This window comes from Marinoscillum furvescens DSM 4134 (assembly GCF_003386095.1).
In the GTDB taxonomy this organism is placed as follows: Bacteria; Bacteroidota; Bacteroidia; order Cytophagales; family Cyclobacteriaceae; genus Marinoscillum; species Marinoscillum furvescens.
The window spans coordinates 35548-52058 of record NZ_QREG01000031.1; the positions used below are offsets into that span (position 1 = coordinate 35548).

Annotated in this window: 5 protein-coding genes; 3 read left to right on the top strand and 2 right to left on the bottom strand. The window is 45.6% G+C overall.

The annotated features are described in order from the left end of the window. The first annotated feature begins 17 nt into the window (after nucleotides 1–17). Genes C7460_RS21845 through C7460_RS21855 form a run of 3 tightly spaced genes read left to right on the top strand, consistent with a single transcriptional unit; the run spans nucleotide 18 to nucleotide 14637 of the window. Nucleotides 18–9398: a LamG-like jellyroll fold domain-containing protein gene (locus tag C7460_RS21845; protein ID WP_147303052.1), complete on the top strand. Its 9381-nt coding sequence runs from the start codon at nucleotides 18–20 to the stop codon at nucleotides 9396–9398. A gap of 26 nt (nucleotides 9399–9424) precedes the next feature. After that, nucleotides 9425–13711 carry a cadherin domain-containing protein gene (locus C7460_RS21850; RefSeq protein WP_115870276.1) on the top strand — a complete coding sequence of 1429 codons (4287 nt, stop codon included), beginning with the start codon at nucleotides 9425–9427 and terminating at the stop codon, nucleotides 13709–13711. A 5-nt stretch (nucleotides 13712–13716) separates the two neighbouring features. Further along, complete coding sequence (locus C7460_RS21855; protein ID WP_115870277.1) at nucleotides 13717–14637, top strand: type IX secretion system membrane protein PorP/SprF; 921 nt, start codon at nucleotides 13717–13719, stop codon at nucleotides 14635–14637. A 4-nt stretch (nucleotides 14638–14641) separates the two neighbouring features. On the opposite strand, the gene C7460_RS21860 is transcribed toward C7460_RS21855, so the two are convergent. Both C7460_RS21860 and C7460_RS21865 read right to left on the bottom strand, forming a co-directional pair. Then, entirely contained in the window at nucleotides 14642–15151 is a 510-nt protein-coding gene (locus C7460_RS21860) for a Gmad2 immunoglobulin-like domain-containing protein (RefSeq protein WP_115870278.1), read from the bottom strand. Between the two features lie 545 nt (nucleotides 15152–15696). Beyond that, nucleotides 15697–16077 (bottom strand): 3D domain-containing protein, encoded by a 381-nt coding sequence (locus C7460_RS21865; protein WP_221409603.1) that lies wholly within the window; start codon nucleotides 16075–16077, stop codon nucleotides 15697–15699. Nucleotides 16078–16511: the final 434 nt, after the last annotated feature.

A 16511-nucleotide genomic window follows, 5' to 3' on the forward strand; every position in this document is an offset into this window, starting at 1 on the left:
AACTAACCACGATAGACGTGAAAAATTCCTTTTTAGTCATTGCCATAATGATGGGATGGTTTATATCCTATGGACAAACCTGCCCGCAAAACAATCGTACCAAAGATCTAGGCACACCTACCCTTTCAAGTGCTACACACACGATTAACACAGGAGATGTTGAATCCATCACTGTGGTCAAAGGTGCTGTGTATCAATTCACTCAAAGTTCTACTCCATTCCATGGAGGTGGCTCCAAAATGCAACTTTTTAGTGAGCTCGGAGGCGGGATTTACCAGAAAAAATGGGAAGAGTCTGGAGGTAATAAAGAGTGGCAGGCGGATTATGACGGTGAACTGTGGTTTACCATTATCGATTCTAGTCCGGGCAACTCCCCCACGGGGTATGCTTACAGTTGCGGATACAATGCGACCAGTGCGGTATTAAATGTTCGCCAGGTAGACAACAAAATCAATATCACTGAACATCCGGGAGACGTAAAAGCAAACTGCGGAGATGCCGCCATCTTCTCCATGAATGCAAATATCAACGGATCAGGAGATGCCTCTTTCCGCTATCAGTGGCAGGTTAGTACCAACAATGGAGTGTCTTACTCCAATATCAATGGGGCTACCAGCTCTACTTTGAATATTCAGTCGGTATCAGGTTCAAGCTTTGGCAATAAATACCGATGTGTAGTGAGCGTAGGTTCTGAATCAGAAACCACTACTGCTGGTACGCTTACCGAAAAGGGAATTGATCCGCCTTCAGGGATTGAAGCAACTCAGGATCGTTGTGACGGTAGCATCCATCTATCCTGGGAGTGGTACCAGCTGAATCCTTCCAAATTCAAAATCCAGGTTAGTACGAACAACTCAACTTTTACGGATTTGGGTGAGGTAAGTGGCTCAAAAAGAAAATATGAGCATACTGGCATCACTAAAGGCACTAATTACTACTACAAGATTTCATCCTATAATGAGAGCTGTGGTAAGTACGGTTCTTTCTCTGATGCCGTAATGGGAGTTTCACCAGTAGATCCGGCCGCTCCACTTAATTCTTCAGTTGCCGAAGTAAATGTAGATGGAGGTAAAGGTGTTCGAGTTTCATGGACAGACAATTCGGATGATGAAACAGGGTTTATCATAGCCAGAACCAATGTAGACGGTACCAATAGAGTAGAATATAAATATGTGTCTACAGATACAGAAAAAACGGCCACAGGCCAAACCAGAACTTACACGGATAAGCGAATTGAAAATTGCCAGCCGTACACCTACAGAGTATACGCCTACAATCCTTGTAATACGGACGGGGTACTGGCTCAGAATGGTAGCGGCACGGAGCTTTCTCATGACATTGTAGTAGAAACCACTATTACGGATATTCTATACCCTTCTGCTTTGGAAACCTCGAAAGGGTATTACTCAGACCGTATTACACTTAAGTGGGGAATCAACATGAACTCCAATCACTCTTTTGCAGATAGGTTTAAAATTTACTCAAGAGAGCTCGGAGATGCCGTAGTGCCAGAGCTAGTGGCTATTGTAGATAGTGACCTTCGTCAGTATGTAGACGAGCGCGCCAACGCAGGCGTTCTATACGAGTATTTTATCGTAGCTTCTGGCGATTGTGGTGATGGCGAAATTCTCAGCTTTGATATCACCACTATCAATAACTATGCTTCATTACCTTCAGATCTGGCCAACCTGGGTGTGGGTTATGCCATAGGTTTTAGAAGTCCGAGTGGTATTGTAAATGGTAACATTACCTATGAAGGAGGAATAGCCGTACCAAATGTGAAAGTAGTTGTGGAGCGTGAAGTGGGCAATACGGGCTTTGCTTTGGACTTTGATGGAACAAACGATTATGTCATCGCAGCTAATACCAATTTCCAGGATTTTGAGGAAGGTATCACCGTTTCTGCCTGGATCAAACCAGCTAACACCTCTGCCGGTAACAGGACCATCCTTCATAAAAATGGTGTGGTGAAACTCACCCAGAATGGAGAAGATCTGAACGTAACACTCAATGGCTCGATTAATTTCACTGTGGATACCGTTTTTGATGCCAGTCAGTACAAAAACGTAACGCTGACTTACGATGAGTCTACAGCCATTGTATACGTAAACGGTAAAGAATACTACAATAACGCACATGCGGGTACATTGACCAATAGCACAGACAGCATTACAATAGGAGCAAATTTGGCTAAGTCAGAATTCTTCGCTGGAGTAATAGATGAAGTGCGCATGCACACATTGGCCACAGATAGTCTGACGGTAGGTAAAGACAATGGAAGACTTATCAAGCCGAATACGTCAGGGCTTGCGCTCTACTGGAGATTAAATGAAGGAGTAGGGCCATTTGTGTTCGACATAGCCAATACAGGAGGTGTATTCCATGCGAACGATGGAGATATTCATGGCGCTACCTGGACCACCGATATTCCTGATGGAAAGCAATTGGGAATGGCAGGCTACACAGATGCCAATGGTAATTATACCGTAACAGGAATTGCCTATTCTGGAACGGGGGAAAATTTCACAGTGACACCTAAAATCACATTGGGTGGTGCCGTGCATGAATTCACTCCAGCACAGAAGGTACTCTTCATAGGTGAAGGCGTTTCGGTTCAAAATGAAGTGGACTTCAAAGACGTGAGTTCATTTACCGTATCAGGTTATGTGAGATTCGATTTTGGAGATAAGCTTACTGGATCACAGGGAGTTCGTTTCTTAATAGATGGCGAAACATACGTTCAAAATTCATCCGGATTTGTAGAAACCGATGCAAATGGCTTCTTCCAAATACAGGTGCCAATTGGTCTACATTACGTTCAGGCTCAGAAAGCATTCCATGATTTTAATAATGATGGTAAATGGCCAACATCCAAAGAATATCATGACTTCCAGGAGCCAGTAAGCAATCTGCTGATTTATGACCAAACGGTTCGTAAAGTACGCGGACGTGTAGTTGGTGGACTCGTGGAAGGCGAAAAAATCGTTGGTTTTGACAAATCAGTTAACAACATTGGAGCGTCACTCTTCAAACTAGAAGAAGCAACAGGCAAAAACGTATTTGCCACAGTAACGCCAGATGCAAATTCAGGGGAGTATGTAGTGGAGGTTCCACCTTTGAAATACACCGTTTACAACCCGAACAAAACAGATGGAGCTGGCTTACAGCGTGGGATTCATGTGCAAAGCAACAATTCCGCAACGCTTTACTTTGAAAAGCCGGAGCTTGCAGAAGATCTTACCTTGGATCTAAGAAATGTAAACTCTCTGGATTATGAAATTGATTCTACTAAAAACTCATCAAATGAGTGGGTAGTAGATTCGGCTGACTATCATGTAATTAGAAATTTCATTTACCGCTCTGAGCCACAAGTAGCCGTATATGACGGAGCTCAGAACACAGACACCGAATTTAAAGGAGAGTCCGTTTATACCATTACCAATAAAGACGGCACGGTAGATTCAGTTAATCTCAATACATCGTTTACAGATCCTGTACTCTTCCAGGCACGAGATTATAAAATACGCGTAGAAGTAAGTGAGGCTTATGAGCGAAATGATGTCACGCCGGCAGTGAAAGACACTGTGCCCGTGTCTGATGCGACCATTGAGTTGTTCAACCAATGGGGTAAAGGCTACTTCTATGATGGTGATGATGTGTTGCATTATAATGCGGCCAGTTCACCTCCAGGAACACTTGAAACCATCCAATTACAAGATGTAGATGGAGATACCACTTATACATTCAAAGCAGCATCTCCTGAGTTTAACAACAATGCGTCATTTGAATCTCAGAGTTTTACTAAATCCATGCAGGTGACAGTAAAAACCAAAGGAAACGACCCTGTATACTGGCCAGGCGGTTCAGATGTGAATGTGGTGAGAAACGGATACATATTAGGAGCTGCACCAGTGGCGGGTACAAGCTTTGTAACCCAAGGTCCGGATGTTGTAGACTTTATCCTTAGAGATCCTCCGGGTGATGGTAGTTTCTCTTACCTCGAGCAGGGTACTACAGTATCGAAGACCAGTAGCTATCGTTCTGCAGCAGGTCAGTCGGTGAATCTGGAGTTGGGCATTGGGGTATCAGTCACTACCTGGGTAGGTTTTGGTGCTGGTACGATCAATGAATCCGAATCCGACGCTACCACGGGTCTGGATGTAAGCTATAGCCTCAGTGATGAGGGTGAGCGTGTAACGTCTTACACAGCCACGGAGACCTTCCAGACTACCGAAGACTTCACCGGTCCGGATTTTGACCTCTTCGTAGGTAAATCAGAAAATGTTCGCTTTGGAGTTTCTCAGAGCCTTTCATTTGTACCGCTCGCTGATTGTGGCGGTGCCAATGTTCATTGTACAGGTCCGGTAATCACTGCTCATGATGGGTCTCAATACAAACTGGGGTCATACCTGACTACCTTTATGAACCCTACAGGTGAGGCTACGGTCTTTGCCTACACCTCATGGCATATCGAAAATACGTTGATACCTAATTTGCGAATGCTGCGAGACAATGTACTGAAGCAGAATAGCAGTTACCAAAGCAAATTGGCGGCAGATCATACTAACTACGGAAAGAATAACGACCATCCGGATTTGAGTTCAAAGAGTACCAATACCCCTGATATCACAGAAGAAGAAGATTTTGATGGGGAAAGCTACAAGTTCAATAGAGGAGCTCCAGACGAGATTGATTCAGTAAGATGGCTCAATCAGCAGATTTCTCTGTGGGAGAAACAGTTGATGCTTAATGAGAAGGAAAAAGTAGAGCTTATTCAGGAGAACAGACCCAAGCGCAACTTGAGTGTCAGTGGAGGTTCGGTGCTTTCATTTGAAGAAAGCTCTTCAGAAGAGGAGACCACCTCATTTGTTTATGAGTTTGCCGAGTCAATGAGTGCCGGGACTTCCATGGACTTCTCCCTGTTCGGGGTAAGTATGGAGCTCGACATGTCCACAGCGGTGAATCTGGAGCAAGGTGGGTCCGAAAGCGAGTCTCAGGAAGACTTTACCACCTACGGATATACCCTTACGGATGGAGATATTTCGGATTACTTCAATGTGAAGATTTACAATTCCAAGAAGAAAAATGGTCCGGTTTTCCAAATAGCAGATGGAGGGGTGACTCAATGTCCTCACGAGGATCAGGTGCTGACCAAGTACTATCAAAAAGGCACGGAAATTTCGGCTCGTACCTTCCAGCAGGACAAACCGCGTATCGAGGTAGATGTGCCTATCATGTACAATGTGCCTGCTGACGAAAGTGCCAACTTCATTCTTACACTTTATAATGACAGTGAAAACAAGCAGGATATGTACTATAACCTGTCCATCGTAGAGGCTTCGAATCCGGATGGTTTGAAATTATCACTCGATGGTGTGAGCTTGTCTGAAGAACGAAGCATTTTAGTGCCAGGAGGTAAAGCCATCCAAAAAGTGCTGGAAGTAGAGCGTGGACCATTCGAATATGATTATTCAGATGTGCAGGTGATCATTTCCAGTAGCTGTCAGTTTGACCCTACCAGCTTCTATTCCTTGATATCGGATACGGTAGCAATTTCTGCTTATTACTTACCGCAGTGTACTACACCTGAGATTCTGACACCTAAAGACAACTGGGTAGCCAACTCCAATCTTCAGGATACACTCACCGTTATGATCGGAGGGTTCAATATCAACTACAGTGGATTTGAAAGCGTAAACCTGGAATACAAACAATCCTCTCAGTCTACCTGGTCTGTGTTGGAGACTTTCTATCGTGATACTACGGGAATGAATGATCCCTATGCTCGACAAATTCCGAGAAATAATCCGGTGATCGAATACGACTGGTTGTTGACTGACATCAACGACGGTGAGTATGACTTGCGCGCTGTTACCAAGTGTAACGTAGCCTCTTCAGGATCTGTAGTATTTGGTGAGTCGGAGATTTTTAGCGGCCTCATAGATCGAGTTAATCCACATCCATTTGGAGCGCCACAGCCTAGCGACGGTATCTTGTCAGCAGGGGAGGAGATTATGATTCAGTTCAATGAGCCGATCAATAGTGGGTTATTGCGCCCAACAAACTTTGAGATTACGGGTGTGCTCAATGGTGGCGATGTGCGTCACAGTGCCAGCATGAATTTCGAAGGGGATGCAAATCATTACCTGGAAATTCCTGCAGGTGTAGACCTAAAGCGTAAGTCTTTCTCTATAGATTTCTACCTGGCCAGAACAGGCATGGGTGAGCAAGTGGTCTTGTCTCAGGGCGTAGCTGCAGATGATGCATTGGAGATCGGATTCCGTTCGGACAACCGGGTGTACTTCAAGCTTTCTGGTAAAACAGAAGTCTCTGAGGAGCAGATTACAGACAGCAATTGGCGTCACTATGCTTTCGTCTACGACCATGCAAATGGCACAGGGTCCATTACCCTAAATGGAAATACTGATCCTGATGACATCAACAATGACTTCTTGAGTGACTACATCGATGAAGGTAAAATCTATGTAGGCCAGGCGAAATACGATAAAACTAAGCCACTGCATGCGAAAGTGCATGAACTACGCATATGGAACCGTCCTTTGACGGAAAGCAAGATCAGCATCGTGGCGACCAAGCGTCTTGAGCGCAACGAGTTTGGACTCATTGGTAACTGGAGAATGGAAGAGGCAGAAGGAAATGTGGCCGAAGATCATATCCGATTTAAGCATGCTGCGATTTATGGAAACTGGTCCATCGAGCCGGTAGGTTACGCTTATGAGCTGACTTCAAATGGCTACTTAACGGGTAAGTCACTAGCCTTTACCGCCGAAAACAACTTTACCGTAGAGTTTTGGTTCAAGCGCAGTGCAGTTACCGACAGTGTTACCCTGTTGAGCACAGGTATTGGCGACAGCCGTGATGCCAACAAAGTTGGCTGGTCTATTGGTACGGATGCTTCAGGCAAATTCATGATTGCCAATAATGATGAAAAACACATCATTGGTGATAAAAGCTATTTGGATAACACCTGGCACCATTTTGCCTTGAGTGTAAACCGAATCACCAGCTCCAATGTATACATCGATGGCGAGCAAATCGGATCGATAGATGCTGAAAACTGGCTTGGCTTTGGAGGATCCAAACTATGGATTGGCGCTCGTGGTTGGTTCGATGGTGCTGTAGAGCAAAACGATCAGTATTTCAATGGTTCGTTTGATGATATACGCATTTGGGCAAAAGCTAAGACTGCCAGTCAGGTAGAACTTCAGCGTAAGTACAAACTGTCTGGTGAAGAAGGTGGACTCGTGGTTTACTATCCATTTGAGACCTTCAAAGAAGATAGTGGTGTATTGCTGAAAACACCTACAATGGACAATGAAACAGAAGGTGCCAAAGCGGACGATGTGTTGGTTGCTGTGGGTAGTGCTGCTGCTGTTGAGAACACGCCGGCTATCAATCTACCGCGACCTGTTAAGCATGTCAACTTTAGCTTCACAGCGAATGGCGACAAGATCATCCTATCACCAATCGATCCGGATAGCCTCTTGGAGAGTGTGATCCTCGATATCACCGTGAAAGACATTCAGGATTTGAATGGCAACAAGATGACCAGCCCTGCAGGATGGACGGCTTACTACAATAAGAACACCGTATTGTGGACAGAGGCTGAGCAGTCGTTTGATTTAGAACTTGGAAGTGCTTTAAGTTTCACAGCTACGATCTCCAATGTGGGAGGGGCTGTTGAAAACTATCGTATATCTAATGTGCCTAACTGGTTGTCGGTTTCGCCAGCGTCTGGCACACTCAACCCGCTCACATCGCAAACTGTCACCTTTACAGTAGATGAGGGAATCAATTTGGGAGACTATAGCCAGGATATCTACCTCACCACAGATTACGGTTACGATGAGCGAATGATGGTCAACCTGAATGTCTTCCAGGCAGCTCCTGATTCATGGGCGGTGGATCCTACTCAGTTTGAATACAGTATGAGTGTGGTTGGTAAAGTAAAGATAGATGGCAAATTCTCTCAAGATGGAGACGACAAAGTAGCTGCATTTGTGGGTACGGAGTGTAGAGGTGTAGCTCAGCTCAAATACGTGGCAGCCTTTGATCAGTATTTTGCTTTCCTCAATATCTATTCCAACCGAGTAAGCGGTGAAAATGTAGAGCTTCGTGTTTGGGATGCGTCTGATGGTATCACCTACACCAAAGTAGATCCTGCGATTTCGTTTGTATCCGAAACACGTCAGGGAAGTGCCTCAAATCCGGTGGTAATCGAAACGACAGGCCTTGTACAGGTTCGTCAGGAGCTTGTGAGTGGATGGCAATGGCTATCCTTCAATACCAGCTCGTCCAGAATGTCTTCAGTTGCCAGCTTCATGGCTGACGTTACCGTGACAGATGGTGACTTGATCAAGACCCATGGTCTTTTTGATCAATACGATGAAGTGAACGGCTGGATTGGTACCATCACCAACAATGGAGGTATCAAAAACAACACCATGTATAAATTTAAACTTGCCAGTGACGGCATGTTGGAATTTAGCGGGTCCGAAATCAACCCTTCATCTGAGACCATCACGGTGAAGCAAGGGTGGAACTGGATTAGCTACATCTCGCAGCGAACGCTGGAAATCAACACTGCCCTGGCCAATTTTGATGCGACAGTGGGTGATGAGATCAAAAGCCAGCGAGGGTTTGCAGTATACGAAGGAGACATGATCGGCTGGATTGGTTCACTGACGCACCTAACTAAGGGCAATGGTTTCATGCTGAAGTCTTCTAAGAATACGACGTTTACGTATCCAAGTGTGCCACTCACGGCTCGCTATGGCGCGGAACCTGTCTCTGATAGCGATTATCTCACCAAAGACCTCAATTACATGGACTATCCAAATAACATGACCATTGTAGCGGTTTCCAACACCAATTTCTTGTCTGAAAATGAACTGAAAGTTTATGAAGGACAGCAGCAGGTGGGTTACACTTATGCCAAAGATGTGAACGGAAAACAGCTGCTGTTTATTACGGTGTTTGGTGAAGCTGTTGGTGCTGATCTTACATTTGAGGATGACTTTGGTAGAACCTACACCTTTGCCGATGGCAAGTCCGTAGCGTTCTCAGCAGATTACTCTTATGGTAGTGTAGCAAATCCTGTGGCGCTCAATACACCAGAGACCGTGCTGGAAGCAGATCCTGCGATGATCACTTTGTTCCCGAATCCATATCATGAGGCAATCATGCTCAACCTGCCTGCAGGCTTGCAAGCGGTGCGCTATGAAATCATAGATGTGAACGGCAAGCAGATAGACGCAGCACACCTCAATGGTAAGCGATCCTTGCTGCTGGGTGACCGTCTCGAAAGCGGCGTGTACTTCGTGAAACTCTACGAAGGAGATCAGCTGCTCAAGACCGAAAAAATTATCAAACAATAATCACCAGCCTAATAACAAGCTAGACAATGAAGAATGTACTAATGATTGCAGCCCTGCTCCTTGGCTTTTACAGCCAGGGACAGGCGCCAGCGAGCTGGACGGTTGATCCCAATGATTTTTCTCACGACATGACCGTAGTGGCACGTCTGGAAATGAATGGGCGAATCAGTACCAGTAGTAACGATAAAGTAGCCGCATTTATAGACGGCACCGTAGTGGGAGTAGGTAGTCCGGATGTAAACGTGCCATCTACTGGAGATGTAGTGGTGTTTCTTACTGTACATAGCAACAGTGCTTCAGGTAAGACAGTCACTTTCCAGCTTTATGATGATCAAAACAATGAAGTACTGGATGCCGTGAATAGCCTGGCCTTTCAGGCGAATGCCAGTACGGGTGAAAACACAGATCCGTATGATATCTCAGACAACTACGCACCCACTGCTGTAACCCTTTCGGCTTCTGCTGTAGCGGAAAATCAGGTTGTAGGCACTGTGGTAGGTACGCTGGGGTCGGAAGATCAAAACCATACCACGGGTTTTACTTACGCGCTCGTGACGGGCACGGGAGATTCGGGTAACAGTTATTTTAGCGTTGATGGTGATGAGTTTAAAACAGCTGAAGTCTTGAATTTTGAGGAGTTTGAGGAGCTTTCTGTTCGCTTGAAAACCACAGACCCTAAAGGTGCTACGGCCGAGACCGTCTTTACCATCACGATCAGCAATGAAAACGATACGCCTACAGATCTGACGCTTTCCGCCAGTACGATCAACGAAAACAATGAGCTATTTGATCAGGTAGCGACAATTGCTACGACTGACGAAGATGCTGGTGACACGTTCTCCTATCAGCTGATAGGATCGGATGACGATGGGGACTTTGAGATTCGTGACAACAACCGCCTGGTACTTGGAGTAGCCGCAGATTTTGAAGTGAAAAGCAGCTATACCCTCACCCTCCGGGTAACGGATAAGGGAGGAGCAGGTGCTACTTACGACGAGACCTTTACGATCAATATTGGCGATGTAAATGAAACGGCTACAGACATCACACTTTCCAACAACGAAGTTGATGAAAACAGCGTCGAAGGTACGGTCATTGGCAGTTTCACCGTGACGGATGAAGATGCAGGCGATACGCACAGCTTCGCTTTTCAGAATGGTACCGATTCAGATGGCAACTTCTTGCTGGATGGCGCTGCGCTTAAAATTATCGTTGATTCGGATTTTGAAACCAAAGACGTTTATTTCATCACAATCGTGACTACCGATAAAGGAGGGCTGACGTATACCAAACAGTTTGAAATTCACATTCAGGACGTAAACGAAACACCATCGGATATTGCATTAAATGCCAATGAAGTAGAGGAGAACAGTGCTTCGGGTACGTTTATTGGACGTTTTTCTACCACCGATGTAGATGCTGGCGATACCTTCACCTATGCGCTCGTATCAGGTGATGGATCATCGGGTAATGCTTCTTTCGAGATCGTTGGGGACGAGCTGCGGACGCTGGCAGACCTGGATTTTGAAACGAAAAAGCTCTACCTCCTGCGTGTACAGGTAACCGATGCAGGGAGCAATACCCGCGTGGAAAACTTCACAGTATCTGTGACGGACGGAAACGATAAGCCAACGGATCTCAACCTTTCCAATTTCGACTTTTATGAAAACAATGAAATAGGAGACGAGATCGCAGTGATCTCTGTTACTGATCAGGATGCGACTGACACCTATGTGTACTCGCTAGTGGGCGTTGATGATGATAGTAAGTTTGAAATCATTGATGAAAAACTCATCGTATCTGAAGTGATCGACTATGAAACGGATCAGGATTTAACCATTACCATCAGAGTTACCGACGATGGAGGTGATGGCTTTACGTATGATGAGACCTTCACCTTGGATATCAACAATCGAAATGAAGCTCCTTATGAGATCAATGTGACCAATCTGGTGGTAGCAGAAGATGCTGCACTGGGCACAGTGATTGGGACCATCTCGGCAGAAGATACTGACAATGCTTACGGTGGTGAATCACACACATTTACTTTCAACTCTGGAGCAGATGTAAGTGGCCCATTTTTTATCGATGGAGACGAACTCACCATTTCGAGTAAACTGGATTTTGAGACTACTTCGAGTTATTTCATTACCATTCAGGCCAAAGACGTAGCGGGGAATACCTACGCTCAGCAGTTTGAGGTAACCGTGACAGATGTCAATGAGCCACCAAACGACCTTTACCTCAGCAAAAACCTACTGGCGGAAGATGCAGCTTCGGGTACATTCATTGGCAGACTTTCGGTAAACGATGTTGACAATCCGGATACCTGGACCTATGCGTTTGTAGTTGGAGATGGAGATGCCGATAATGGTAGTTTTACCATTGTAAACGATGAGCTGAAGTCCAGTGGCACCTATGATTATGAGGTACGCAATACCTACGAAGTGCGTATAGAAGCCACCGATCAGGGCAGCAACACGTTTGTGAAGACTTTCATCATCAATATTACAGATTCCAATGATCCACCAACTGATATGGAGCTTTCCAAGCTTGATTTTCATGAAAACAATGAAGTCGGACAGGAAGTAGCCGAAATCAGCGTCATCGATCAGGATGCAACGGATGAATACAAATTCACCCTTGTAGGGTCTGATAACGATGACTTTTTCGAAATCATCGGCAACAAGCTTTTTGTACAAAAAGAGGTGGACTATGAGACCAACAAGGAGCTCACACTCACCATCAAGGTGACGGATGCTGCGGGGGAAGGCTTTAGCTATGAGGAGCCCTTTACGTTTAAGATCAATAACGTGAATGAAGCGCCTACTCAAATCTTTGTCACCAATTTGATCGTGCCGGAGCATCAGGAAATAGGGACGGTGATTGGCGAGATGACTGCAGAGGATAGCGACAGCACTTTTGGGGAGCTGCATACCTATGCTTTTGCCACGGGTGAGGATGTGAGCGGCCCGTTTTTCATAGACGGACCCAACCTGGAATTGGCCGAGGAGGTCAACTTCGAAACGAAGCAGAAATACTTCATCGTGGTGACCGTGACAGACAAAGCTCAGAATACTTACACTCAGCAATTTGACGTGCTGATAGAAAATGAAAATGATGTGCCTACTGCCCTGACGATTGACAACCTGGAGGTGGATGAAAATATGGATGCGGGGACGCTGGTGGGCACCTTCGAAACCACCGATGAAGATAAAGGCGAGACGTTCACCTACACGCTGGTAGAGGGTGTAGGCGCTGGAGGTAATGCATCTTTCACTATTGAAAACAACGAACTGAAGACCGCAGAGGCGTTTGATTTTGAGTCTACCAGCTCTTATAAAATCAGGGTGCGATCTACGGATTCACAGGGGGGAAGCATTGAGAAAAACTTTGTGGTCACCATCGTAGACGCCAATGACGCACCTACCGGCCTCATGCTGGACAACAACGATGTGGATGAAAACCTGCCCGAGGGCACGGTGATCGGGGTGCTCAGCACCGATGATACGGATGCACAGGATAGCTTTACCTATACCCTTACGGGAAATGACGCCACAGTATTAAACGAATATTTCAAGATTGTAGGGGATGAGTTACAGACCGCCACCTCGCTGGACGCTGAGGCGCAAAGTCAGTATGCGATCGAGGTGACGGTAACAGACAAGGGAAAAACTACCTTTAGCGAATCCTTTGTCATCCTGATCAACTCAGTGAATGAAACACCAGTGCTTTTGGATACTACATTTTATGTCTATGAAAATGCCGAAGCGGGTACATCCATAGGGACACTCCTCGGTACAGATGTAGATGGAGATCGGCTTACCTACACTTTTGAGCGCAACAATCCCTTCTTCAATGAAGAGATAGCTGCCTTTAATGTGGTGGCTGGTACCGGAGAGGTTGTTGTGAAAACGACAGACTCACTCGACTATGAGCAAATTACCGAGATCATCTATTTGGTGACCGTGACCGATAGTGGCTCACCCGAGCTGAGCACTCAGGCGCTGCTGCGTATAGAGCTCATGGATGAGGTAGAGCCAGATATTTTGCCAGTCAATGAGGTGATCACACCAAATGACGATGGATACAATGACTACTTCCGGGTACAAAACATCCAGCTCTACGAAAACTATACGCTGGTGATCTACAGTGGCTCAGGCATAGAGGTGTATCGTAAGGGGCCGTATAACAATGATTGGGCCGGCCAGGGGAAAAACGGAGACGACCTGGACCCAGGCGTATATTATTACAAATTTGCAGGCCCTGATGGACCTGTGTATCGAGGAACAGTAACCATCATAAGAGACTAACTGCCATGAAAAGACTAGTTACATTAATCGTCAGTTTTGCGCTGGTACAAGGATTATCTGCTCAAGACTACCTGGGTTCTTCCAGCTATTACCTGAATCCATTTTCCATCAATACCGCATATAGCGCCATGGGTGGAGCATTTTTTACGGCTTTCCAGGCCAATAAGTACACCGGGTCACAGTCCCAAAAAGGAGCCGAGTATATCAGCTTTGCAGGGTACTATGACCTGGGACGCGGCATGGCAGGAGGGCTGCGCATGAATTCCCAAAGCCTCGGAATGATCAACTATCAAACCGTGGATCTGTCGCTTTCTTATTCTGCTGGCATCAATGAGGATCACTACTTGTCGTTTTCGCTGGCTCCAGGGCTCTTGAGAGAAATACTCGAGCAGCAGGACGTGCAATACAGCCCGTATGTAGATCAGAATGATCCGCTGCTCAACGGAGACAATTCTTACGACCGTACAGTGGTGACGCTAGGTGGTGGTTTGGTGTACAATGTCTATAAGTTTCAGATGAGCTTTTTTATGCCCAATCTGGTGCGTGGCAATGAGTCGCTCAAAGCTGACTTTACCGGCTACATGAAATACACCTACACCGATCATAAGAGCATCTACTCCGTAGAAAATTACGGGCTGATTCGCTACTTCCATGACGGCAGCTATTTCTACGACGCTGGCTTGCTGGTAGGGTACAACAACATGGTGTGGCTCAACGGTGCCTATCGCTCCAATAGTAGTGCAAACATAGGACTGGCCTTTTCTACCAAAGACATCCGTTTTGGAAACTTTAAGTTTGGGTATAATTACAACCACCCCTTCGGAGAATTCAACGAGCTGATTTCTGGCAAACACGAACTAACGCTCACCTTTGGGCGCGAAGACCTTAGAGGTAGGAGTCCATACTTCCACCGTAAGCGCAGATAGATAATTATTCGGAGACGAGCGGCACTTCAAACTGCCGCTCGTTTTGTTTCAGACCTGAGGGGTTAGCCCCTTGAAGCAGGAGCGTCAGCTGAGTGGCAGAAGGTACCGTTTGCCTTGGGTTGATTTCACCTTCGAAAGCCACAAAACTTGGAGTCATCCACGCATCCAGCGCAGAAACATAAGACTCAGCCAGCAGCTGATCTCCTTGATACAGGGCCAGCTGAAAGTCTCCTTCAAAATACCAATAGCCTTTTGCCCTGCCTGTTACGATCAGTGGAAATTCGATGGTGTCACCAGGGAGTGGTGTAGAGAGCTCCAAACCCTCAGGAAAACGATGAGCCGGTCGCGACGATAGGTCAGGGTTTGTCGGGCTTGTATGGTTGTTTGTTGCATTTTTGGGCCCGCATGATATGCTCAGACCAATGAGTGCCAGGAAGTGGTAATCTATACATGCCGATAGTACGCAGCAGGTGAGGAATAGGTTTTGTGAGTGACGAGGACCAAGTAGGGGCAAGTATTTAGATTTTCAATGAAAACCAATTAGATGTTTTGGGCTTACGTCAAAAGTTTCATGTATATCAGATGTAAGAAAGCAAGGTGAAATTTATTAATGAACTTCAATTCCTAATGGACGAAGTAGCTTAGCTAAATGGGTTTGGAAAAGTAGGGTTTCTAACCTCTAATATCAGCCTGTACCTTGTAATTCCAGGCTATCACTTTTCAATAAGTATGTGATATTTTGTAATTCACAATTAACAATCAGAACAAATCTTCTAGGTATTTTCTTTCGTACTTTTGGCTTAGCCCAAAAGTACCGCAGCGGCGGACCGTCAAAAACCCAAGGCTGTGAAGCTTTTACCGGAATTTGTAATCAAATTTGGGGGACAAAAATAAACTCATCCTGTTTGCAACAGGATTTCAAACAAATTTTTGTCTTCACCCACAAATTTGCTCACAAAATCTTTCCGGACAACCTTCAAGGCCGCTCTTAATTCTGAATAAATTTATCCAAGATACCCATCTGACCGCTTAACGAAACGTGGTTTTGAGCAGGCTGCATTAGAGGCCGCTGGGCTCAAAGGATATTTGGACTTCTTGTATGCCCCATTGCAGGGCTTTTTGCACATCCGTGCCCATATAGATGTCTATTTTGTTGGTCCAGCGCTGATTCATTTTGTCTTTGACGAGGTAGGTGCCTTCCAGTCCGTGGATTTTCACTGCTGTATTATGAGTCAGCCCTTTTGCGATCAGGTCCCGGCTCACGGCGATTACTTTCATGCCTGGCTTGAGCGTATCTCCCCAGGCTCCGATGTTGCCAGTACCGGGTCGCGTTTGGGCGGGAATGGAGTTGTAGGCACTGGCTTGCACCTGTAGGGTCACCGTGTCTTCCGTAAGCGGAAAGGCACTTAGGGCTAAGGCCAAAAGGACAAACAATTTCATCTGCATGTTGACTAAACGCTCGATTTACCACATTCTTATGGTATCACGTAATCCCCGATGAAAGATTTCCTTGCCTCAACGAGCAAACAGGTCAACTCACCGAGTTACCACGAGGGGCATGATGACCTGCTTTACTTTAGCCATAAGAATCCGTGGTTGGGAAATAAAATGGATTCTTGGTTGGGAATTGAAAAGCCTGTTTGGAACGCAAACAGGTTTTTTTTATGGCTTTTAGTGTAGTTGCGGAGTGTAGGGTTAATCCGAAAATCTGTTGTGCAATAGGATTTATAGAAGGACGGGCATTAGTCCATTTTAGGTTTTCCGAATGAAAATCAGATTACAAATAAATACTGCCTGCCTGTATTCTAAGACTTAATCAAATAAAATGAGTGCAATTTTTGATCAAGCTGCAAACTTATAAGTTTCAACATATG